Origin of the sequence: Brachybacterium endophyticum (assembly GCF_003130585.1) — a bacterium.
In the GTDB taxonomy this organism is placed as follows: Bacteria; Actinomycetota; Actinomycetes; order Actinomycetales; family Dermabacteraceae; genus Brachybacterium; species Brachybacterium endophyticum.
Window position 1 is genome coordinate 130,107 of record NZ_QFKX01000006.1, and the last position, 19,693, is coordinate 149,799.

The 19,693-nt window shown below is 72.4% G+C and carries 24 protein-coding genes and 1 tRNA gene; 17 read left to right on the forward strand and 8 right to left on the reverse strand.

Annotation, left to right across the window (positions count from 1 at the left end; translation table 11 throughout):
* The first annotated feature begins 1 nt into the window (after nucleotide 1).
* Nucleotides 2-1,870 (forward strand): dipeptide/oligopeptide/nickel ABC transporter permease/ATP-binding protein, encoded by a 1,869-nt coding sequence (locus tag DEO23_RS14350; RefSeq protein ID WP_109276714.1) that lies wholly within the window; start codon nucleotides 2-4, stop codon nucleotides 1,868-1,870.
* Complete coding sequence (locus tag DEO23_RS14355) at nucleotides 1,867-2,736, forward strand: ABC transporter ATP-binding protein (protein ID WP_109276715.1); 870 nt, start codon at nucleotides 1,867-1,869, stop codon at nucleotides 2,734-2,736. The genes DEO23_RS14350 and DEO23_RS14355 overlap by 4 nt, the downstream gene beginning before the upstream one ends.
* On the opposite strand, the gene DEO23_RS14360 is transcribed toward DEO23_RS14355, so the two are convergent.
* Complete coding sequence (locus tag DEO23_RS14360) at nucleotides 2,651-3,091, reverse strand: VanZ family protein (RefSeq protein WP_109276716.1); 441 nt, start codon at nucleotides 3,089-3,091, stop codon at nucleotides 2,651-2,653. The two genes, DEO23_RS14355 and DEO23_RS14360, sit on opposite strands and share 86 nt — an antisense overlap.
* Nucleotides 3,088-4,215, reverse strand: coding sequence for a serine hydrolase domain-containing protein (locus tag DEO23_RS14365; RefSeq protein WP_109276717.1), 1,128 nt, complete (start codon nucleotides 4,213-4,215; stop codon nucleotides 3,088-3,090). The genes DEO23_RS14360 and DEO23_RS14365 overlap by 4 nt, the downstream gene beginning before the upstream one ends.
* Before the next feature lie 97 nt (nucleotides 4,216-4,312).
* On the opposite strand from DEO23_RS14365, the gene DEO23_RS14370 reads away from it, so the two are divergent.
* From DEO23_RS14370 to rdgB, 8 genes are all read left to right on the forward strand, one after another.
* Complete coding sequence (locus DEO23_RS14370) at nucleotides 4,313-4,690, forward strand: DUF3039 domain-containing protein (protein ID WP_109276718.1); 378 nt, start codon at nucleotides 4,313-4,315, stop codon at nucleotides 4,688-4,690.
* Between the two features lie 107 nt (nucleotides 4,691-4,797).
* Nucleotides 4,798-6,645, forward strand: coding sequence for a DEAD/DEAH box helicase (locus DEO23_RS14375; RefSeq protein WP_109276719.1), 1,848 nt, complete (start codon nucleotides 4,798-4,800; stop codon nucleotides 6,643-6,645).
* A gap of 197 nt (nucleotides 6,646-6,842) precedes the next feature.
* Nucleotides 6,843-7,088 (forward strand): ATP-dependent Clp protease adapter ClpS, encoded by a 246-nt coding sequence (gene clpS, locus DEO23_RS14380; protein ID WP_240613434.1) that lies wholly within the window; start codon nucleotides 6,843-6,845, stop codon nucleotides 7,086-7,088.
* Nucleotides 7,088-7,735 carry a DUF2017 family protein gene (locus DEO23_RS14385; RefSeq protein WP_109276721.1) on the forward strand — a complete coding sequence of 216 codons (648 nt, stop codon included), beginning with the start codon at nucleotides 7,088-7,090 and terminating at the stop codon, nucleotides 7,733-7,735. Before clpS ends, DEO23_RS14385 begins: the two co-directional genes overlap by 1 nt.
* Before the next feature lie 94 nt (nucleotides 7,736-7,829).
* A complete protein-coding gene (gene murI / locus DEO23_RS14390) occupies nucleotides 7,830-8,645 on the forward strand; it encodes a glutamate racemase (RefSeq protein WP_109276722.1) in 816 nt (271 codons plus the stop codon).
* A complete protein-coding gene (locus tag DEO23_RS14395; protein ID WP_109276723.1) occupies nucleotides 8,642-9,436 on the forward strand; it encodes an MBL fold metallo-hydrolase in 795 nt (264 codons plus the stop codon). Before murI ends, DEO23_RS14395 begins: the two co-directional genes overlap by 4 nt.
* A gap of 138 nt (nucleotides 9,437-9,574) precedes the next feature.
* Entirely contained in the window at nucleotides 9,575-10,327 is a 753-nt protein-coding gene (gene rph, locus DEO23_RS14400; RefSeq protein ID WP_109276724.1) for a ribonuclease PH, read from the forward strand.
* Nucleotides 10,324-10,974: an RdgB/HAM1 family non-canonical purine NTP pyrophosphatase gene (rdgB, locus tag DEO23_RS14405; RefSeq protein ID WP_240613426.1), complete on the forward strand. Its 651-nt coding sequence runs from the start codon at nucleotides 10,324-10,326 to the stop codon at nucleotides 10,972-10,974. The genes rph and rdgB overlap by 4 nt, the downstream gene beginning before the upstream one ends.
* Nucleotides 10,975-10,998: 24 nt before the next feature.
* Here rdgB and DEO23_RS14410 read toward each other — a convergent pair whose 3' ends face one another.
* The 3 genes from DEO23_RS14410 to DEO23_RS14420 form a co-directional block, all read right to left on the reverse strand.
* Entirely contained in the window at nucleotides 10,999-11,535 is a 537-nt protein-coding gene (locus DEO23_RS14410; RefSeq protein ID WP_109276725.1) for an NUDIX hydrolase family protein, read from the reverse strand.
* A gap of 53 nt (nucleotides 11,536-11,588) precedes the next feature.
* Nucleotides 11,589-12,224, reverse strand: coding sequence for a histidine phosphatase family protein (locus tag DEO23_RS14415; RefSeq protein WP_109276726.1), 636 nt, complete (start codon nucleotides 12,222-12,224; stop codon nucleotides 11,589-11,591).
* 59 nt (nucleotides 12,225-12,283) lie between these two features.
* Nucleotides 12,284-12,365, reverse strand: a tRNA-Leu gene (locus DEO23_RS14420).
* Nucleotides 12,366-12,452: 87 nt separating this feature from the next.
* On the opposite strand from DEO23_RS14420, the gene DEO23_RS14425 reads away from it, so the two are divergent.
* Nucleotides 12,453-12,626 (forward strand): DUF3618 domain-containing protein, encoded by a 174-nt coding sequence (locus tag DEO23_RS14425; RefSeq protein WP_240613427.1) that lies wholly within the window; start codon nucleotides 12,453-12,455, stop codon nucleotides 12,624-12,626.
* A 132-nt stretch (nucleotides 12,627-12,758) separates the two neighbouring features.
* Here the strand turns inward: DEO23_RS14425 and DEO23_RS14430 are convergent, their stop codons facing one another.
* A complete protein-coding gene (locus DEO23_RS14430) occupies nucleotides 12,759-13,211 on the reverse strand; it encodes a YchJ family protein (protein WP_240613428.1) in 453 nt (150 codons plus the stop codon).
* A 78-nt stretch (nucleotides 13,212-13,289) separates the two neighbouring features.
* Between DEO23_RS14430 and DEO23_RS16575 the strand changes: the two genes are divergently transcribed.
* The 5 genes from DEO23_RS16575 to DEO23_RS14450 all read left to right on the forward strand — a co-directional run bounded on the left by DEO23_RS16575 (nucleotide 13,290) and on the right by DEO23_RS14450 (nucleotide 16,062).
* Nucleotides 13,290-13,496 (forward strand): hypothetical protein, encoded by a 207-nt coding sequence (locus tag DEO23_RS16575; RefSeq protein WP_338067840.1) that lies wholly within the window; start codon nucleotides 13,290-13,292, stop codon nucleotides 13,494-13,496.
* Between the two features lie 18 nt (nucleotides 13,497-13,514).
* Nucleotides 13,515-13,706 carry a GNAT family N-acetyltransferase gene (locus DEO23_RS16580; RefSeq protein WP_338067841.1) on the forward strand — a complete coding sequence of 64 codons (192 nt, stop codon included), beginning with the start codon at nucleotides 13,515-13,517 and terminating at the stop codon, nucleotides 13,704-13,706.
* 35 nt (nucleotides 13,707-13,741) lie between these two features.
* Complete coding sequence (locus DEO23_RS14440) at nucleotides 13,742-14,326, forward strand: sugar O-acetyltransferase (RefSeq protein WP_109276727.1); 585 nt, start codon at nucleotides 13,742-13,744, stop codon at nucleotides 14,324-14,326.
* Nucleotides 14,327-14,480: 154 nt separating this feature from the next.
* Nucleotides 14,481-15,239: an SDR family oxidoreductase gene (locus DEO23_RS14445; RefSeq protein ID WP_109276728.1), complete on the forward strand. Its 759-nt coding sequence runs from the start codon at nucleotides 14,481-14,483 to the stop codon at nucleotides 15,237-15,239.
* A 151-nt stretch (nucleotides 15,240-15,390) separates the two neighbouring features.
* The gene (locus DEO23_RS14450; RefSeq protein WP_240613429.1) at nucleotides 15,391-16,062 is read left to right on the forward strand and encodes a TVP38/TMEM64 family protein; all 672 of its coding nucleotides are present in this window, start codon (nucleotides 15,391-15,393) and stop codon (nucleotides 16,060-16,062) included.
* A gap of 28 nt (nucleotides 16,063-16,090) precedes the next feature.
* Here DEO23_RS14450 and DEO23_RS14455 read toward each other — a convergent pair whose 3' ends face one another.
* Both DEO23_RS14455 and DEO23_RS14460 read right to left on the reverse strand, forming a co-directional pair.
* Nucleotides 16,091-16,891: an SDR family NAD(P)-dependent oxidoreductase gene (locus DEO23_RS14455; RefSeq protein WP_109276729.1), complete on the reverse strand. Its 801-nt coding sequence runs from the start codon at nucleotides 16,889-16,891 to the stop codon at nucleotides 16,091-16,093.
* 1 nt (nucleotide 16,892) lies between these two features.
* Nucleotides 16,893-18,077 carry an NAD(P)/FAD-dependent oxidoreductase gene (locus DEO23_RS14460; RefSeq protein WP_109276784.1) on the reverse strand — a complete coding sequence of 395 codons (1,185 nt, stop codon included), beginning with the start codon at nucleotides 18,075-18,077 and terminating at the stop codon, nucleotides 16,893-16,895.
* 270 nt (nucleotides 18,078-18,347) lie between these two features.
* On the opposite strand from DEO23_RS14460, the gene DEO23_RS14465 reads away from it, so the two are divergent.
* Nucleotides 18,348-19,604, forward strand: coding sequence for a cytochrome P450 (locus DEO23_RS14465; RefSeq protein ID WP_109276730.1), 1,257 nt, complete (start codon nucleotides 18,348-18,350; stop codon nucleotides 19,602-19,604).
* Nucleotides 19,605-19,693 lie beyond the last annotated feature (89 nt).

Here is a 19,693-nt window from a genome sequence, read left to right on the forward strand (position 1 = left end):
CATGTCCATCTCGAGCCTCGTGCCCCGCAGCGGGAAGGTCCGCGCCGGACTGATCATCGTCCTGGTCTTCGTGCTGATCGCCCTGATCGGACCGCTGACCGCGACCCACGCCCCGCAGGCGACCTCCTTCGACCTGCGCCAGGCGCCCTCGGCCCGGCACTGGATGGGCACCACCCAGACCGGGCAGGACGTCTACGCCCAGTTCGTCACCGGTGCCCGCGTGTCCCTGCTGGTGGGTCTCGTCGCGGGCGTCGTCTCCCAGGTGTTCTCCGTGATCATCGGGCTGCTCGGCGGGTACCTGCGCGGCGTCGCCGACGACCTGCTCTACATCCTCACCGCCGTGTTCCTGGTGATCCCCGGGATGCCGCTGCTGATCGTCCTCACCGGCTACCTGCCCAGCCGCGGGCTGTTCGCGATCGCCGTGGTCATCGCGATCACCTCCTGGGCCGGTTCGGCCCGCGTGATCCGCGCCCAGACCATGTCGCTGAGCGGCCGCGAGTTCGTCGAGGCCGCCCGGGCCGGCGGCGAGTCCCGGCTGCGGATCATGTTCGCCGAGGTGCTGCCGAACATGCTGCCGCTGGTCGCCTCCGGCTTCCTGTTCTCCGTCATCGGCGGCATCCTCTCCGAGGCCGGACTGTCCTTCCTCGGCCTGGGGTCGCTGACCACGGTCTCCTGGGGATCGATGCTCTACTTCGCCCAGAGCGGCCAGGCGCTGCTCTCCGGCGCCTGGTGGTGGTACGTGCCGCCGGGCCTCGCGATCGCGATCATCGGCGCGGGCCTGGCGCTGATCAACTTCGGCATCGACGAGTACGCGAACCCGCGTCTGCGGACCGGCGCGGCGCGACGTCACGCCGCGCGGGGATCCCTCGCCGCCGGTGCGGACCCGACCGCCGCCGACGCCGCTGCCGGCGGCACCGAGCTCCCGGCCGGGGGAGCCGGCGGACCCGCTGCCGCGGCGGCGACGACCCGCGCGGGGGCCGCTGGGACATCCGGCAGCGGCGCCGCGCTCGCCGACACCGTCCCCGACGCGGACCCGGTCATCCGAGCGGCGGACGTCACCGGCGATCCGGTGATCGAGGTCGACGCCCTCAGCGTGGACTACCCGACCGTGCACGGCACCGTGCACGCGGTGGACGGGGTGACGCTGACCCTGCACCGCGGGGAGATCCTGGGGCTGGCCGGGGAGTCGGGCAGCGGGAAGTCCACGCTGACCAACGCGATCACCCGGATGCTGCGGCCGCCCGCCCGGATCGCGGGCGGCGCTGTCACCTACACGGACGCAGACGGCACCCGCACCGACCTGCTCGCCCTGGACGACCGCGGCCTGCGCGGGATCCGCTGGACCGAGATCGCGGTGGTCTTCCAGAGCGCCATGAACGCCCTGAACCCGGTGACGTCGATCGGCTCCCAGTTCGACGACGTGATCCGCGTGCACCGTCCCGACCTGGGGCCCACTCGCCGCACCGAGCTGGCCCGCGAGCACCTGCGGCGGGTGGGGATCGACCCCGAGCGGATCGGCGCCTACCCCCACGAGCTCTCGGGCGGGATGAAGCAGAGGGTCGCGATCGCGATCGCCCTGGTCCTCGAACCCGACGTGATCTTCATGGACGAGCCCACCACGGCCCTGGACCTCCTGGTCCAGCGCGAGGTGCTCGACCAGATCGTGCGGCTGCGCGAGGAGTACGGCTTCGCGATCGTGTTCACCACCCACGACCTCGCGCTGCTGCTGGAGATCTCCGACTCGATCGCCGTGATGCGACGGGGCCACCTCGTGGAGTACGGCCCCGCCGCCGAGATCTACCGCTACGCCCGCCACCCCTACACCAGGAGTCTCCTGGACTCCCTCGAAGCACTCGGGAGCCTCGCATGAGCATCGCCGCGCCCACGCACGACACCTCCGGATCCCCGACCGCGGGCGAGATCGTCCTCGAGGGGACGCACCTGGTCAAGGAGTACGCCGTGGGGGAGCGGCGCGGGGTGCTGCGTCGCCGTCGCACGATGCGCGCGGTCGACGACGTCTCCCTCGGTCTGCGCCGGGCGGAGGTCACCGCCCTGGTCGGTCAGAGCGGCTCGGGCAAGTCCACGCTGGGCCGGCTGCTGGCCCGGCTGGTCCCGCTCACGTCCGGCGACATCAGGCTGCACGGCAGCGACGTCGGGGCCGCGACCGGCGCGTCGATGCGCCGTTACACCGGCGAGGTCCAGCTCACCCTGCAGGACCCCTTCGCCTCGTTGAACCCGCTGCGCCGCGTCGACTACATCCTGGGCCGGGCCGTGCGACTGCACCAGGACGTCTCCGGGGCCGACGAGGTCCGGGCACGCTGCGCCGGCCTCCTCGAACGCGTGGGGCTGGGCCCGACCGATCACTACCTGGACCGCTTCCCCCACGAGCTCTCCGGCGGTGAGCGCCAACGGGTCTCGTTCGCGCGGGCGCTCGCCGCGGGCCCGTCGGTGCTGCTGGCCGACGAACCCGTCTCGATGCTCGACGTCACGATCCGCAAGTCCATGCTCGACCTCATCGACGACCTGCGGCGCGAGGAGGACCTCGCCGTCCTCTACATCACGCACGACCTGGGCAGCGCCCGGCGTTACTCGAGCGAGGTGCTGGTCATGCACGAGGGCAGGGTCGTCGAGCGCGGCGAGTCCGAGAGCGTCATCTCGGATCCCCAGGACGCGTACACGAAGCGTCTGCTGGCGGCCGCACCGGATCCGTCCCGCTCGCTGGGCCGCTCGCGCTGATCCGCCGCTCACCCCACCAGGTGAGGAGACCGATGCCGATCCCGAGCAGGTCGGAGAGGACGTCGAGGGGGTCGGCCGAGCGGTGCGGCAGCAGCAGGCCCTGCAGCACCTCGATCAGGAGCGCATGGACCACGGCGGCCAGCACCACCCAGCCGATGGGGAACCTCGAGGCGGGGGCGAGCACGCGGCCGACGGCCCAGACCGTGAGCGCGAAGACGCCCACGTGGTAGAGGGTGTCGATCCCGCCCACCCCGCCGGTCGAGGGGACGCTGGGAAGGTAGAAGCCCACGTTCGCCAGCAGGGCGAGAGCGCACAGGACCAGGCGGCCCGTGCGAGAGCGCAGGAGCTCCCTCATGCCGTGCCCGCCCGGGCGAAGGCCTGGCGTGCGATCTCGCGCCGCGCCTCCAGCACCTCGAAGCGGTCGCGGCGCGGGTGGACGCGGTTGGTCAGCAGCACGGCGACGGTGCCCTCGGCCGGATCGGCCCACAGCGCCGTGCCCGTGAACCCGGGGTGGCCCACCACGGTCGTCTGGACGGACCCGTCGGGCAGTTCCTGGCCGATCCGCACGCCCAGTCCCTGACGCCACGGCGCGTCGGTCGTGACGGAGGCGGTGAGCTGGTCGCGGGCCATCTCCGCGCGCAAGCCCTGCGAGAGCACGGGCCCCGGTGCGCGGCCGGCGAGCACCCGGGCGATCGCGAGGGCGTCCTCCAGGGTCGCGAACAGGCCGGCGTTGCCCACGCCTTCCAGCACCCAGGCGGTCTCGTCGTGGACCTCGCCGCGCACGAGACCGCGCGGGGGATCCTCCGCGTACTCGGTGGCGACCGTCCGCGAGCGTGCCGCCGCGTCCGGCCACCAGGTGGCGGTCGCGGCACCGGCGGGCGCGAGCACGCGGCGGCGTGCCAGCTGCGGCAGGTCCTCGCCGCCGAGGCGGGTGAGGATCTCGCCGAGCAGGATGAAGCCGATGCACGAGTAGGCGTGGGTGGTGCCCGGTGCGGCGTGCAGGGCGGCCCCACCGACCTCCGCCAGGCGTTCCTCGCGCGTGCCCTGGATCCGCCACAGGGGCATCGTCGGCGGCAGTCCGGCCGTGTGGGTGAGGAGGTGGCGCACGGTGATGCGCGCGTCCGGGACCAGGCGCGGCCCCAGATGGTCGATCGCGAGGTCGCCCAGGCCCAGGGCGCCCTCGTCCAGGAAGGTCGCGGCGGTGAGGGCCGTGACCACTTTGGTCACCGAGGCCATGTCGAACAGCGAGCTGGCATAGACGTCGGTCACCGACCGGTCGACGTCGGGGCCGGAGTCGTCCGGCAGCGCCGTGCCGTCCTCGGCGAAGCTGACCGTGCGTCCGCCCGACCGCGTGATCGGCTCGCTCCCCGGGCGGTCGATCGCGGCCGCGACCGCGCCCGCACCCTCGATGCCTCCCGTGCGCGCCCTCTCCAGCAGTCCGTCCACGAGCGTGCCGAGCTCTGTCGCTGTGGTGGTCATGGGGGAGCCCTTCCTCTCCGGGGACCGGATGGATGTCCGATCCTTCCACGCCGACTACTCTCGGGGGTGAGAACGCCCGCCTCGGAAGGAGCCCTCCATGCCCTCGACCTCGGATCCCGACCGCCTCGACCCGTACCGCGAGGACCCCGGGGCAGCCCCCGGTTCGACCGCTGTCCTGGACCGCGACGTCAAGGAGCGGGAGGAGAAGACCGACGACGGCGACCACGACCGCTTCGCCCACTACGTGCGCCGGGACAAGATCACCCAGGCCGCCCTCGACGGCAGCCCGGTGATCGCGCTCTGCGGCAAGGTCTGGGTCCCGGGGCGGGACCCCAAGAAGTACCCCGTGTGCCCGGAATGCAAGGAGATCCACGACGGTCTTCGCGAACCCAACGACGGGGGCGACGGCGACTCCGGCAAGGGCGGCGGCTCCGGTCGCGGCGGCTTCCGGGGCTTCTTCGGCGGGCGTCGCTGACCCGCCGTCGGATCCTCTGAGCAGGCGGCGGGTCGTCGGCCCCGGGCGCGTCACGGCGCCCGGGGCGGCGATTCCTCACATGCCCCGGGCGGCGCCGCGGACGCCGGATGTCCGAGCGCGGCGGTAGCCTGGTCCGCGCTGTGAAACCACCACTGACGACTCCCTCCAACGACCCGCACCGGCCCTCGACCGCGGCGGCCCAGTCCCTTCCCCCGGCGTACCCGGAGAGGGCAGCCTGGGGCACCGCGCAGAAGCTGCGAGCCTGGCAGTCCGAGGCCCTCGAGATGTACCAGGAGCGCAGCCCGAAGGACTTCCTGACGGTCGCGACCCCCGGCGCCGGCAAGACCACCTTCGCCCTCCAGATCGCCGCGATGTTGCTCGCCCAGGGCGTCGTGCGCCGGGTGACGGTGGTGGCACCGACCGAGCACCTGAAGACCCAGTGGTCCGACTCGGCCGCTCGCGTGGGCATCTCGCTGGATCCGAACTTCACCAACGCCCAGGGCCGCCACGGCGCCCACTACCAGGGCGTCGCGATCACCTACGCGCAGGTCGGCATGAACCCGATGCTCCACCGCGCCCGCACCGAGGCCGAGCGCACTCTGGTGATCCTCGACGAGATCCACCACGCCGGTGACGCCCTGACGTGGGGCGACGGCGTGCGCGAGGCCTTCGACCCGGCGACCCGCCGTCTCGCGCTGACGGGCACGCCCTTCCGATCGGACGACTCCCAGATCCCGTTCGTGACCTACGAGGAGGACGGCGAGGGCTTCCTGCGCTCGCGCGCCGACTACTCCTACGGCTACGCGGACGCGCTCCGCGACCACGTCGTGCGTCCCGTCATGTTCGTGACCTACTCGGGTCGCATGCACTGGCGCACCAAGACCGGCGACGAGGTCTCCGCCCAGCTCGGGGCGATCGAGACCAAGGACATCACCCAGCAGGCCTGGCGCACCGCGCTCGACCCCAAGGGCGAGTGGGTCCAGGCCGTCCTCGCCGCGGCCGACAGGCGCCTCACGGAGATGCGCCGGCACGTCCCGGACGCCGGCGGCCTGGTCATCGCGACCGACCAGAAGACCGCCCGCGCCTACGCCGCGACCCTCGAGCAGATCACCGGTGAGCAGGTCACCACCGTCCTGTCCGACGACGCCGGTGCGGGCAAGCGCATCGAGGCCTTCTCCGACTCGACCGATCGCTGGATGGTCGCCGTGCGCATGGTCTCCGAGGGCGTGGACGTGCCCCGCCTGGCGGTGGGCGTGTACGCGACCTCGACGGCGACGCCGATGTTCTTCGCCCAGGCCGTCGGCCGCTTCGTGCGCTCGCGGACCCGCGGCGAGACCGCGAGCATCTTCCTGCCCTCGGTCCCGATCCTGACCGCGCACGCCGCCGCCATGGAGGAGGAGCGCGACCACGTCCTGGACCGTCGCCCGCCCGAGGGCGACCCGGAGACAGGACTGGACGACCACCTGGTCGAGGAGGCCAACCGCCCCGAGCAGACCTCCGACCAGCTCGAGCTCTCCTTCGAGGCGCTGGAGTCCCAGGCGTCCTTCGACCGTGTCCTCTTCGACGGCGGCGAGTACGGCGCCGGGGGAGAGGCCGGCAGCGAGGACGAGCAGGAGTTCCTGGGGATCCCCGGGCTCCTGGACGCCGACCAGATGCGCACGCTGCTCCAGGAGCGTCAGGCGACCCAGCAGGCCCGCCGCTCGAAGAACGGCGGCACCGCCGGCAGCGAGGCCGATCGCGAGATCCCCGTGGTGGACCATCGACGGCTGATGGACCTGCGCAAGGAGCTCTCCTCGCTGGTCTCGGCCTGGGCCCGCAAGTCCGGTACACCGCATGGCCAGGTCCACACCGCCCTGCGCTCCCGCTGCGGGGGTCCCGCCGTCCCGCAGGCCAGCGCCGAGCAGATCCAGGACCGCATCGCCGTCGTGCGAGGGTGGTTCGTCGGGCGCAAGTGAGCCCGGCCCGCACCCGTTGTCCACACTCGCTTCGCACCTGTGTTCGGCTGCCAGGTGCACTTCGTAGAATCATGATCCAGCCCCGCTCCGCACGGAAGGAGGACGCCGTGGAGGGACACGACCCCGCGATCGACCCGGACCGCACCAGCCGGCCCGTCGGTGTCCTCGATCCCGAGGAGGACTCCCTCCTCGAGGGCGTGGACGACGGGCCCTGGCAGACCGTGGTCTGGAACGACCCGGTCAACCTCCAGAGCTATGTCGTCCACGTCTTCCGCACCTACTTCGGCTTCAGCCGCTCGCGTGCCCATCAGCTGATGATCCAGGTGCACGAGCAGGGGCGCGCCGTCGTCTCCCGGGGCTCGCGCGAGCGCGTCGAGTCCGATGTGCAGGCCATGCATTCCTTCGGGCTGCGGGCCACCCTCGAGCGCACGGAGGAGGACTGATGGCCCACGCGTTCCGTCCCCGCCCCGGCGGGGAGGTCGCCTGCCGGTTGGAGAGCGAGGAGAAGGCGATCATCTCCCAGGTCGCCCAGGAGGTCGGCGAGCTCATCCGCCACGACCTCGACCTGCGCGAGGACGCCGAGCCGGTCCGGGAGGCCGCCGGGTCCGCGGATCCGCTCGAGCGGCTGGAGGCCGAGTACGCCTCCCGCACGCCGCGCAGTCCGCGCGACAGCGCCGTCAGTCGTCTGTTCCCCGCTGCGAGCGAGGACCCCGCGGTCGCCGAGGAGCTGCGGCGTCTGGGTCAGGCCGATCTCGCCGAGCAGAAGCTCGAGGATCTCGGAGCGCTGGTGCGCACGCTCGATGGGAGCGGCCCCGGCAGCAGCGAAATCAGCATCGACGAGGACGCCGTTCCCGGCTGGCTGCGAGGGCTGACGGACATGCGTCTGGTCCTGGCCGATCGGCTGCAGATCACCCAGGACGGGGATTTCGAGACCCTCCAGATGCTGCAGCAGATCGGGGAGCGGGTCCCCGAGGCCCAGCCCGTCGAGGACGAGGACGACCAGGTCGCCGGGAGCGACGTCGTCGCCGCCGTCTACGAGCTGCTGACCTGGCTGCAGGAGAGCCTGCTGCGCGCGATCGAGGACTACTGACCACCGCCCCGACGGCAGTCCGTCTCGTGTGATGTCCCGCGCACTGAGCGCGGCGTCACTGAGAGCTGGGAAGAACCTCCCTACTCTGGGGCAGATGAGCAACGCGCCGATCGGGATCTTCGACTCCGGGGTCGGGGGCCTGACGGTCGCCCGGGCGATCCTGGACCAGCTCCCGCGCGAGCAGCTCCTCTACATCGGGGACACCGCGCACACGCCCTACGGGCCCCGCCCCATCGCGGAGGTGCGTGCGCTGGCGCTGTCGATCATGGACGACCTCGTCGAGCGCGGCGTGAAGATGCTCGTGATCGCCTGCAACACCGCGAGCGCCGCCGTGCTGCGCGACGCCCGCGAGCGCTACGACGTCCCCGTCATCGAGGTCATCCAGCCCGCCGTGCGCCGAGCCGTCGCCGCCACCCGCAACGGTCGGATCGGCATCATCGGCACCGCCGCCACCGTGGCCTCCCGCGCCTACGAGGACGCCTTCGCCGCCGCGCCCGCGCTGCAGATCACCTCTGCCGCCTGCCCGCGCTTCGTCGAGTTCGTCGAGCGCGGGGAGATCCAGGGCGACGAGATCATCGCCGCCGCCGAGGAGTACCTCGCGCCCGTCCAGGAGGCGGGGGTGGACACCCTGGTGCTGGGCTGCACGCACTACCCGATGCTCGCCGGGCCGATCAGCCTGGTGATGGGCCCCGAGGTCACCCTGGTCTCCTCCGCCGAGGAGACCAGTCTCGACGTCTACCGCCAGCTGCGCATGGCCGGCATCCAGCGCACCGAGACCGCCCCGCCGGCGCACGTCTTCGCGGAGACCGCCGCCGCCGACGGCACCCCCTCGATGTTCTCCCGCCTCTCGCGCCGGTTCCTCGGACCGGCCGTGACCATGACCTCGACACTCCCGGTGGTGACACCATGAGACTGACCGTGATCGGCTGCTGCGGCAGCTTCGCCGGCCCCACCGGCACCGCCTCGAGCTACCTGCTGGAGCAGGAGGACGAGACCGGCCGCACCTGGCGAGTGCTGATGGACCTGGGCAGCGGCGCCTTCGGGCCGCTGCAGGCGCAGATCGACCCCGCCACGCTCGACGCGGTGGTGATCTCGCACCTGCACCCCGACCACTTCCTGGACCTCACCGGCCTCGAGGTGTTCTGGGCGTACAACTCGCGCGAGCTGCCGCGCCTGCCGATCCACGCACCCGACGGGCTCGCCCAGCGTCTGCGCTCGGTGCTCGGGCGCGAGGGGGACGTCCCGGACGGCGTCACCTGCCTGCCCTTCGATCACCGTCCGATCCACGACGGCCAGGACATCGAGATCGGCCCGTTCCACTTCGAGATCGGCGCCGTCCGCCACACCGTGCCCTCCTACGGGATGCGCGTGAGCGCGGGCGGGAGCGTGCTGACCTACTCGGGCGACACCGACACCTGCGACCGTCTCCTCGAGCTCGCGAGGGATGCCGACGTGCTGCTGTGCGAGGCCGGGTACATCGAGGGCCGCGACGACCGCTTCTCGGGCGTCCATCTGACCGGAAGCCGCGCCGGCGAGGCCGCCACCGCGGCCGGTGCCCGCAGTCTCGTGCTCACCCACATAGCGCCCTGGACCGACCCCGCGGTGTCCCTCGCCGAGACCCGCGAGACCTACCACGGCCCCATCACGATGGCCGAGCCCGCTCTCGTCGTGGAGACCGAGACGGTCCGCGCCTCGCACTGAACGCACACCCCTCGCTGAGCGACACCTCTCGCTGAGCGCGCACGGCGCCGCCCCGTGTGCTGAGCACTCGCGATCGTCGATATCCTCGTGGGCGACCGGCGGGCCCCGTCCCGCCACCCTCACGATGGAAGGCGGCCCATGAGCGCGACCACCCCGAATGGCCCCCGCGTCGACGGACGCACGGCTGAGCAGATGCGCGAGGTGCGCATCACCCGCAACTGGCTCGACCACGCCGAGGGCAGCGCCCTGATCGAGTTCGGCCGCACCCGCGTGCTGTGCGCCGCCTCCTTCACCGAGGGTGTCCCGCGCTGGAAGAAGGGCTCGGGCAGCGGATGGGTCACCGCCGAGTACGCGATGCTCCCGCGCGCCACCTCCACGCGCTCCTCCCGCGAGAGCGTCAAGGGCAAGATCGGCGGCCGCACCCACGAGATCTCCCGCCTGGTCGGCCGGTCCCTGCGCGCCGTGGTGGACATGGAGGCCCTGGGCGAGAACACCATCCAGCTGGACTGCGACGTCCTCCAGGCCGACGGCGGCACCCGCACCGCCGCGATCACCGGCGCCTACGTGGCCCTCGCCGACGCGATCACCTGGGGCAAGCGCCACGCCGCCGTCCCTGCCGCCCGCGAGGTCCTCACCGACTCCGTCTCGGCCGTCAGCGTCGGGATCGTGGATGGCGAGGCACTGTTGGACCTCGAGTACCGCGAGGACGTCACCGCGGAGACCGACATGAACGTGGTGGTCACCGGATCCGGCTCCTTCGTCGAGGTGCAGGGCACCGCCGAGGGGGCGCCCTTCGACCGCGACGAGCTGAACAGCCTGCTGGACCTCGCCGTGGGCGGCTGCGGCGAGCTCTCGGAGATCCAGCGCGCGGCGCTCGAGGAGACCCGGTGAGCCCGGACCCACAGACGATCCCCGCGGGGGCCCGCGTCATCATCGCGAGCCACAACCAGGGCAAGCTGCGCGAGCTGCAGCGGATCCTCGCCGAGATGATCCCCGGATTCGAGGAGACGATGCTGGTCTCCGCGGCGGGTCTGGAGCTGCCGGACGTCGTCGAGGACCAGGTGACCTTCGAGGGCAACGCGCTGCTGAAGGCCCGCACCGTGGCCGCGGCGACCGGACTGGTCGCGGTGGCCGACGACTCCGGCCTCGCCGTCGACGTCCTCGGGGGCAGCCCCGGGTTCCTCTCGGCGCGCTGGTCGGGCCGCCACGGCGACGACGAGGCGAACAACGATCTGCTGCTCGCCCAGATGGGCGACATCCCCGCCGAGCACCGTGCGGCGCGCTTCGTGTGCGCCGCGGCGCTGGTCGCCCCCGACGGGACCGAGGTGATCGAGCGCGGGGAGATGCCCGGACGACTGCTCACCGAGCGGCGCGGGACGAACGGCTTCGGCTACGACCCGCTGTTCGTGCCCGAGGACCAGCCGGCAGGCCAGGCGCGCTCGGCGGCCGAGCTCAGCAGCGAGGAGAAGGACGCGATCTCCCATCGCGGGAAGGCGTTCCGGGCGATCGCCGGGGACCTCGCGCGCCTGCTGGCCTGAGGCCGGACGCCCCGGCCATCCAGGTCAGATCAGGCCGGCGTGGGCGAGGGCGCGGCGCACGATCACGTCGTGCCCGTTCTCGAGCTCGGAGAGCACCTCGCCCTCGAGCAGCTCGTGCACGTCGAACCAGGTGAGCTCGAGCGCGTCCTCTTGCGGTGCGGCCTCGCCGTCCACGGGGACGATGTAGGCGAGCGAGATCGCATGCTGACGCGGATCGGTGAACGGGGACTGCCCGGGCGTCGGGAAGTACTCGGCCACCGTGAAGGGCACGGGGGAGACGGGGATCCTGGGCATCGCCATGGTGCCCAGGTCCTTCTCCACGTGACGGCCGATGGCCTCCCGCAGGGTCTCGTGCACGAGCACGCGCCCGGAGACGATCGCCCGGATGATGCGACCGCTGCCCGAAGCGCGCAGCAGCAGGCCGACCTGCGTGATCGAGCCGTCGACGTCGGTGCGCACCGGCACCACGTCCACGTAGGCGATCGGGAGGGCGCGACGCAGCTCGGCGAGCCGGTCGGGATCGAACCATGCGCCCTCGGCGTCCACGGCGGTGCGTGCCATCGTTGCTCCTGCTCTCTCGGCGGTATCGGGGGTGCGACGTGCCTTCGGAGGGGTCAGAGCCCGAAGGGTCGCAGGTGGTGCTCGGCCAGGGGGAAGCGCGGGGAGGCCCCCGTGGTGGCGGTCCTCGCCGGTTCCTCGATGCTCTCCCCGGCGATCATCTCGACCCTCCACTGCTCGCCCTCGAGCCGCAGCAGGGAGAGGGTGCCGTTGGGGATCGAGGGCAGATGGGTCCCGATCACCCCGGACAGCAGCAGGCGGATGAAGGTGCCGTGTGCGACCACCAGCAGCGACCGGCCCGGATGATCGGCGGCCAGGTCGTCCAGGGCGAGGTAGCCGCGGTCGGCGACCTGCTGGAGGCCCTCCCTGCCGGGGAACGAGCGGTCGGGGTACCGGGTCTCCATCTCGACGACGTCCTTGCCCTCGGCCTCGCCCCAGTCGATCTCCGACAGTCGCGGATCGGTGCCCAGCAGCGGGATGTCGTGGTCCTCGGCGATGATCCGTGCAGTCTGCCGGGCTCGCTGCAGCGGCGAGGAGACGGCCCCGTCCCAGGCGATCGGCGCAGCGGTGTCCAGAGCGTGATGAGCCTGCTCGCGTCCGGTCGCGTTCAGAGGGATGTCGCTGGATCCCTGGAACAGTCCGTGCAGGTTGTAGTCGGTCTGTCCGTGCCGCACGAGGCCGAAGAGGGTCATCGTCGTGAATGCTCCTGTGGGGGTCGATGGGGGCGCCGCGCCGGTGAGCCGGCGGATCGTGCGCGAGGCGGGACTCGAACCCGCACGCCCTCGGGCACTGGGACCTAAACCCAGCGCGTCTGCCAGTTCCGCCACTCGCGCGCCGCTCCAGAATATCGGTCCTGACGCACCAGTTGCGCGCGCACGATACGATCGGAGCCGTCATCACACACCGACCCGGAGGCAGCCGTGGCCAAGAAGAACAAGGCGTCCCTGGAGGACATGCGCCAGGAGGCGACTCGTCGCCAGGACAACCTGGCGTCGGACATCGACGAGCTCCTGGACCGCGTGAACCCCAAGAACGCGGCGTCGCGCTGGGTCAACGAGACCGTCTCGAGCGTCAAGGGGCTCTTCCGGCGCTGACCGCACCCCTCGCGCGGCACCGACCGCGCGCACCCGCATCCACCGCGCCCCCGGCGCGGGCCCCAGGCCCGCACCGGGGGCGCGGTGCGTCGGTAGCCTGGCCCGGCGGCCCGGGCGGTCGGGCGGATCGGATCAGTCCAGCATCCGCCCGTCGATGTAGACCCAGCCCGGATGCTCCGCGATCCGGCGGAAGCGCGAGCGCTCGTGCATCCGCATCTTCCCCTGCGAGCCCCGGGCGATCGCCACGAACTCGACGACGCCCGTGCGGTCGCCCGGTCCTCCGGCCTCGGTGTCCAGGATCGCCAGGCGTCGCCAGGCGAGGTCGTCGTCGAGCGAGGCGCTGAGCTCGCGCCGCGTGGGCCGGTACCCCGGGTCCCAGCTCGCCAGGAGGTGCTCCGGGTCGCGCAGCGCGAAGGCGGTGAAGCGCGAGCGCATCAGCTCCTCGGCCGTCTCGGCCTCCCGGGAGCCCACCAGGATCGGCCGGCAGCACACCTCGAGCACCGCTCCGCTGCCGCAGGGGCAGAGGGCAGGGTCGGGTGACGGGTCGGATCCGTCGGCGGCGGCCGCGGGCATGTCCGTGTCCATGCCCCCAGTATCCCGCCTCGCGACCGCACGCCCTCGAGGCCTCCGGGCGATCAAGGTCCCTCTGCGAGGATGCGGTGCATGGCACGACCGACACCCCTCCCAGGACTCCTCCACGAACCGCCGACCGTCCAGGAGTACGTGGACCTGCGGCTCTGCTCCGGGCTCACGCCCCGCACCGCGCAGCAGGCGGCGCCCGCGGTCACCGGCAGCTGGGCGTGGGCCGTCGTGCGTGGGGAGGGTGGGGCCCTGCTCGCGATGGGTCGGGTGATCGGCGACGGCGGCTGATACTTCCACATCGCCGACATGGCGACCCGTCCCGAGCACCAGGGCCGCGGATTCGGGCGGATGGTCCTCGAGGACCTGGTGGCCCGCATCCGCGCGGCGGCGCCGCCGGATCCCTTCATCTCCCTGATCGCCGACCCTCCCGGCCGCAGGCTCTACGAGTCCGTGGGGTTCGTCGATGCCGCGCCGTCGATCGGCATGCGCCTCCCGTGATGACCGCGCCCCCGGCTTCGCCGTAGTCTTCGGGCATGAAGCCCTTCGCCGTGGACCCGGACGATCCGCGCTCCCACCACGAGCGCATGGTGGCCGGTGACTGGTACATCGCCGAGGACCCCGAGATCCAGCGCGCGTACCGTCTCGCGCTGCGGGTGACGGCCCGCTTCAACGACATCTACGCGCAGGCACCCGAGGCCTCGCAGGGCGTCCTGGCCCCGCTGCTCGGGGAGCTCGGGGAGGGCGCCCACGTCCGAGCGCCCCTGCGCGTGGACTACGGGAGCCGGCTGTTCATCGGCGAGGGCACGTTCGTGAACTTCGGGCTCGTCGCCCTGGACGTCGTCGACGTCCGCATCGGCGCCCGCTGCCAGCTGGGACCGAACATCCAGCTGCTCACCGCGGTCCATCCCCTCGAAGCGGACCCGCGCGGTGAGGGCTGGGAAGCCGCCGAGCCGATCACCATCGGGGACGACGTCTGGCTGGGCGGCGGCGTCATCGTCTGCCCCGGCGTCACCATCGGTGCGCGCAGCGTGATCGGGGCGGGCAGCGTCGTCACCTCCGACGTCCCGGCCGATTCGCTCGCCGTCGGCAGTCCGGCCCGGGTGATCCGAGAGCTCTGAGGGCGCTCCGCTCCGGGCCGCCGGCCGCGCCGTCGTGGGACCGCGCACGTCGCGACGCGGACGCGGCGCGCTCGCGCACGCGGGCCCCCGCATCCCAGTACCCTCGAGACGATGCCGGCACGCACCGGCGATCCGTCCCCATCGAAGGAGCACCATGTCATCCCTTGCAGGCAAGACCGCCGTCGTCACCGGGTCCTCGCGCGGCGTCGGCGCCGACACCGCGAAGCTGCTCGCCGCCGAGGGTGCCAACGTGGTCGTGAACTACCGCCAGAAGGCCCCGCGCGCGAACAAGGTCGTGAAGGAGATCGAGGAGGCCGGCGGCCATGCGATCGCCGTCGGCGCCGATCTCACCGACCCGCAGTCGGTGCGCGGGATGATGCAGGCCGCGGTGGACACCTTCGGCGGGCTGGACATCCTGGTGCTGAACGCCTCGGGCGGCATGGAGGCCGACCTCGGCGAGGACTACGCGATGCGTCTGAACCGCGACGCCCAGCTGGATGCGCTGCGCGCCGGTACCGAGCTGATGGGCGAGGGCGGCCGGGTGGTCTTCGTGACCAGCCACCAGGCGCACTTCATCCGCGAGGTCGAGACCATGGCCCAGTACGAGCAGGTCGCCCTGTCCAAGCGCGCCGGCGAGGACGCGATCACCGAGCAGATCCCCGCGTTGTCCTCTCGCGGCATCAGCCTCGTGGTGGTCTCCGGCGACATGATCGAGGGCACCGTCACCGCGACGCTGCTGAACCGCGCGGAGCCGGGCGCCCTCGATGCCCGCCGTGAGGCCGCCGGGAAGCTCTACTCGGTCGCCGAGTTCGCGGCGGAGGTCGCCGCCATGGCCACGGCCGACGTCGAGACCGGGCACGTCGAGCTCGTCGGCGGCGCCGAGGACTTCCTCGCGCAGTCCTCCGATTCCTGAGCGGGGACCCGTCACGCCCTCCTCGAAGCGTCATCCCGCAGCCGGCCCCCGCGGCGAGGGCTCGGCGACGCGCGCGCCCGACGGCGGCGCGCCCGGCGCCGCGACCACCACGGGACCGGGGGAGGGGCGCGGTCACGCACCGCTGCCCTTCTTGCGCACCCTCGCTCTGGTAGCCGTCGTCCTGGTGATGGTCTGGCTCGCGCTCACCGTGCGGCTGCCCTCCCTGGACGTCCTGCAGGCGCGCATCGAGGCCTACGGATGGGCGGCCTCGCTGGTCTTCCTCGGCCTGTACGCCGCCGTCGCGCTCACCCCGATCCCGGTCACGATCATGGCGGTCGCGGCGGGCATGCTGTTCGGGGTCCCCGAGGGGGCCGCGCTCTCGATCATCGGCGTGATGATCGGCTGCTGGGGAGGGTACTGGCTCGCGCGGGCGCTGGGCAGCGACGTCGTCGGCCGGGTCCTGGGACGCCACGCCGAGACCGTCGGCAGCCGCCTGGAGAACGGCGGCTTCGCTGCCGTGTTCCTGCTGCGGGTGATGCCCGGACTGCCCTACTGGCCGGTCAACTACGGGGCCGGGGCCTTCGGGATCACCCAGCGGGAGTTCCTGATCGCCTCGTTCGTCGCGTGCATCCCCGGCCAGCTCTCGCTGGTCGCGATCGGTGCCTTCCTCACCGATCCCGGTGTGCTGACCGGTATCGTCCTCGCGGCGTCGTGGGCGGTGGTGATCGTGCTGACGGTCTGGGGATACCGGGCCTTCCGCGGCACCTCCCGCCGGCCGCTGCCCGGCGACCGCGAACGTCGGGACGGACGCGACCGGGACTGACGGGGAGCACGGACCCGGTCAGCGGGCCTCAGATCGTGGCGACGGACCCCGCGTCCACGCGGTAGTTGGAGCCGTTGACGAACGAGGCCCGGTCCGAGCAGAGGAAGGTCACGACGGCCGCGACCTCCTCGGGGTCGCCGCGGCGCCCCAGCTCCATGTAGGGGCGTTCGATCTCGAGGAAGGACTCGACGGCCTCGTCGAAGCCGTGGCCGCGCTGTTCGGCGCGACCCTGCATCATCGCGTCGGTCATGGGCGTGTGGATGAACGCGGGGGAGACGGCGTTGACCAGCAGCCCCTCCTTCGCGTACGAGCGCGAGAGCCCCTTGGACAGCGCCAGCACGCCGGCCTTGGCGGCGCAGTAGGGCAGCTCGTCGTCGTAGGGCTGCACACCGTCCTCGGAGGCCAGGTAGACGATCCTGCCCCAGCCTCCCGTGCGCAGCGAGGGCAGGAACTCCCTGGTGACGCGCACGGCCCCGAGCAGGTCGACCTCCAGGGTGTGCGTCCAGCCCTCGTCGTCGATCTCGTGGAAGAGCCCCTTGGCCCCGGTGATCCCGGCGCAGTGCACCAGGATGTCGATGTCCCCCACCGCCTCGCGCACCACGCCGCCGAGCTCGGAGAGCTCCTCGACGCTGGTGACGTCCGCCGGGTGGTGGAACAGACGCCCGGCGGGGGCCTCGAGGCGACCGGCGGCCTCCTCGAGCTCGTCGCCGGCGGCGTCGGTGAGGAACACCGTGGCGCCCTCGGCGATCAGCTGCTTCGCGGTGTGCCACCCGATCCCGGAGTCGGCCCCGGTGATCAGCGCGGTGCGGCCCTGCAGTCCGAGATCCATGTCAGCGGATCCTCTCGTCGAGCTGGTCGGGATCGGTGGGGGCGTCGGCCAGCACCTGGCGGGCGCTGTCCCGCGCTCCGTCCACGTTCCACAGCAGCACGCCGACGGGGCGCTTCTGCTCATCGAGGTAGTAGACGACCACGCGGTCCTCGCCGAGGTCCACCTGGCGCGTGCGCAGCCCGCCGTCGAGACGGCCGATGGCCTCCCAGTGCAGATCGAAGAGCTGCGAGTAGAAGTACGGCGTGTGGTCGTAGGGCGCGTCGTCCCCGGCCATCGAGAGCCCCGCGGCGCGGCCAGACTCCCGGGCATGGTCGACGTGCTCGACGCGGGTCCGCCCGAGGATCGCATCGGGGTACTCGACGATGTCCCCGGCGGCCCAGATCGCGGGGTCGTCCGTGCGCAGTCGCGCGTCGACGACCACGCCCTCGGTGACCTCGAGGCCGGCGGCCGCGGCCAGGTCCACGCGGGGCGTCGCCCCCAGGCCGACGACCACCGTGTCCGTCTCCAGGGTGCTGCCGTCCTCGAGCGAGACCTCGAGGGTCCCGTCGTCGCGACGCCGGGCCGCCGTGGCGCGCCGGCCGGGCACCAGGTGGACCCCGGCCTCCTCGAACAGCTGCTGGTGGCGCTCGGCCAGACGCCGGGGGAAGAGCCCGCCGCCCAGGATCTCCTGGGGGAAGACGAGCGTGGTGTCCACGCCGTTCTGCACGAGGGCGGCGGCGAGCTCCGACCCGATGTACCCGCCCCCGAGGACGACGGCGCAGGAGCCCTTCCCTGCGAGCTCGCGGAGCCGGCGGTAGTCGGCGAAGTCGCGGAACACGATGACGGAATCGTCCTCGCTGCCGGGGATCCCCTGCGGTTCGGAGCCGGTGGCGAGCAGGAGCTTGCCGTAGCCGACCCGGGAGCCGTCGGCGAGGACGACCTCGTGGGCGTCGCGGTCGATCCGCTCGACGCGGGTCTCGAGCCGGAGGTCCGCGCCGGTGTCCTCGGCGGTGCCGAGCGGGACCTGGTCCTCGTCGAACGACGGGTCGGTCCACAGCTTCTTGCTGAGCGCAGGTCGCGTGTAGGGGCCATCGACGTCCGTGCTGAGGATGCCGATCGTCCCGTCGGCATCGAGCTCCCGGATCGCGCGGGACGCGTCGTCGCTCACCTGCCCGCCGCCCAGGATCAGGTAGTCGTACGAGGTCATGCCGATCACGCTCGCTCTCACGGTGTGCAGGAGATGATGTGGGATCGTCACCATACGGCGGGCCGGCACCCTTGGCCAGGATCACGGGCGGGATGCTCGTCTGCCCCAGAGGGACAGCGACCGCGCGGTAGCGATTCATTGTGCGCGGCCCTGCCGGCGGGATAGCGTGGCGCCAACGGTGTGGCGGGCGCCACAGAGGGCGCGCGGCCCTCGTCCGGGCCCACCGGAGCAGATCCGCCGACCACGGACGATCGGCGACAGGGGGCGGCCATGAGGACCTTGCAGGACGACACCCTCCGATTCCTGAGAGAGGGCTACACCTTCATCTCGGCGCGATGCGACGAGCTGGAGACGGACCTCTTCACGACGCGGCTCGGCCTGCGCCGGGTGACCTGCGTCCGTGGTGCCGAGGCCGCGCGGATGTTCTACGACGGCGGTGACATCACCCGTGCCGGCGCCGTCCCCTCGACGACACAGCACCTGCTCCAGGACGTCGGCTCCGTGCAAGGACTCGAGGGCGAGGCCCACCGCACGCGCAAGGCGCTCTTCCTCTCGGTGCTCGGGCCGGACCAACAGGCTCGGCTCGCCGAGATCCTCGGCAGGGAGTGGAACCGTTCCTGGCAGCGCGCGGGGGAGTCGGTGGTGCGCCTCGAGGACGTGATGGCCCGGATCCTGACCCGCACCGCCTGCAGCTGGGCGGGCGTGCCCTCGGGGATGGTGGATGCGCCGGTGCTGACGGACCAGCTCCGATCGATGGTCGACCATGCGGGGTCGTTCGGGCCCGCGGGGTGGGCCGCGAGGGTGCGCCGCCGCAGCGCCGAGGCGTGGGCCGAGTCCGTGATCGAACATCACCGCGCCCTCGGTCCTGTGCCCGACGAGCACACCGCGCTGGGCGGCCTGCTGCGTCACCGGGACGCCGACGGCTCGGCACTGTCCGCCCGCGTGGCCGCCGTGGAGCTGCTGAACGTCCTGCGACCCCTCGTCGCGGTCACCCGCTTCGTCCTGTTCGCGCAGGTGGCGCTCGCGCGTGCTCCGCAATGGCGGGAGCGGATCGCCGAGGGGCCGAGCGAGGACGTCGTGGGCTTCGCCCAGGAGGTCCGCCGCTTCTTCCCGTTCTTCCCCGCGGTCCCGGGCCGCGTCAGCTCCCCCTTCCGCTGGGAGGGCCACGACTTCCTCGCGGGCGAGCGCGTGGTCCTGGACCTCTACGGGACCGACCACGACGCCCGGATCTGGGATTCCCCGGAGAGCTTCCGGCCCGAGAGGTTCCGGGACTGGGAGTGGGAGCGCCACCCCTATTCGCTCGTCCCCCAGGGAGCGGGGGACGTCCGCACCGGCCACAGGTGCCCGGGCGAGTGGGCGACGCTCACGGTGCTCCGCGAGACGGTCCGACGGCTCTCCCGCGAGAACTTCGACCTGCCCGCGCAGGACCTCACGATCCCCCTGGACCGGATGCCCACGCGTCCCCGCAGCGGGGTGCTGGTGAGGCGCCGGGAGAACGGGGCAGGGTACGCCGCTGACGGGCGGTAGGCCACCAGGGCGTCCGGGCACCCGGTCCTCCCCATACAGTGGCGACGTCGGTGATCGCCACCCCTGCCACCCGGCTCCGAGGAGTCCTC

Excerpts from the sequence above, each read along its gene's own strand:
- DEO23_RS14350 (WP_109276714.1), top strand. The coding sequence starts at position 2 with ATGTCCATCTCGAGCCTCGTGCCCCGCAGCGGGAAGGTCCGCGCCGGA.
- DEO23_RS14355 (WP_109276715.1), top strand. The coding sequence starts at position 1,867 with ATGAGCATCGCCGCGCCCACGCACGACACCTCCGGATCCCCGACCGCG.
- DEO23_RS14360 (WP_109276716.1), bottom strand. The coding sequence starts at position 3,091 with ATGAGGGAGCTCCTGCGCTCTCGCACGGGCCGCCTGGTCCTGTGCGCT.
- DEO23_RS14365 (WP_109276717.1), bottom strand. The coding sequence starts at position 4,215 with ATGACCACCACAGCGACAGAGCTCGGCACGCTCGTGGACGGACTGCTG.
- DEO23_RS14370 (WP_109276718.1), top strand. The coding sequence starts at position 4,313 with ATGCCCTCGACCTCGGATCCCGACCGCCTCGACCCGTACCGCGAGGAC.
- DEO23_RS14375 (WP_109276719.1), top strand. The coding sequence starts at position 4,798 with ATGTCCGAGCGCGGCGGTAGCCTGGTCCGCGCTGTGAAACCACCACTG.
- DEO23_RS14385 (WP_109276721.1), top strand. The coding sequence starts at position 7,088 with ATGGCCCACGCGTTCCGTCCCCGCCCCGGCGGGGAGGTCGCCTGCCGG.
- murI (WP_109276722.1), top strand. The coding sequence starts at position 7,830 with ATGAGCAACGCGCCGATCGGGATCTTCGACTCCGGGGTCGGGGGCCTG.
- DEO23_RS14395 (WP_109276723.1), top strand. The coding sequence starts at position 8,642 with ATGAGACTGACCGTGATCGGCTGCTGCGGCAGCTTCGCCGGCCCCACC.
- rph (WP_109276724.1), top strand. The coding sequence starts at position 9,575 with ATGAGCGCGACCACCCCGAATGGCCCCCGCGTCGACGGACGCACGGCT.
- DEO23_RS14410 (WP_109276725.1), bottom strand. The coding sequence starts at position 11,535 with ATGGCACGCACCGCCGTGGACGCCGAGGGCGCATGGTTCGATCCCGAC.
- DEO23_RS14415 (WP_109276726.1), bottom strand. The coding sequence starts at position 12,224 with ATGACCCTCTTCGGCCTCGTGCGGCACGGACAGACCGACTACAACCTG.
- DEO23_RS14430 (WP_240613428.1), bottom strand. The coding sequence starts at position 13,211 with ATGGACACGGACATGCCCGCGGCCGCCGCCGACGGATCCGACCCGTCA.
- DEO23_RS16575 (WP_338067840.1), top strand. The coding sequence starts at position 13,290 with ATGGCACGACCGACACCCCTCCCAGGACTCCTCCACGAACCGCCGACC.
- DEO23_RS16580 (WP_338067841.1), top strand. The coding sequence starts at position 13,515 with ATGGCGACCCGTCCCGAGCACCAGGGCCGCGGATTCGGGCGGATGGTC.
- DEO23_RS14440 (WP_109276727.1), top strand. The coding sequence starts at position 13,742 with ATGAAGCCCTTCGCCGTGGACCCGGACGATCCGCGCTCCCACCACGAG.
- DEO23_RS14445 (WP_109276728.1), top strand. The coding sequence starts at position 14,481 with ATGTCATCCCTTGCAGGCAAGACCGCCGTCGTCACCGGGTCCTCGCGC.
- DEO23_RS14455 (WP_109276729.1), bottom strand. The coding sequence starts at position 16,891 with ATGGATCTCGGACTGCAGGGCCGCACCGCGCTGATCACCGGGGCCGAC.
- DEO23_RS14460 (WP_109276784.1), bottom strand. The coding sequence starts at position 18,077 with ATGACCTCGTACGACTACCTGATCCTGGGCGGCGGGCAGGTGAGCGAC.
- DEO23_RS14465 (WP_109276730.1), top strand. The coding sequence starts at position 18,348 with ATGAGGACCTTGCAGGACGACACCCTCCGATTCCTGAGAGAGGGCTAC.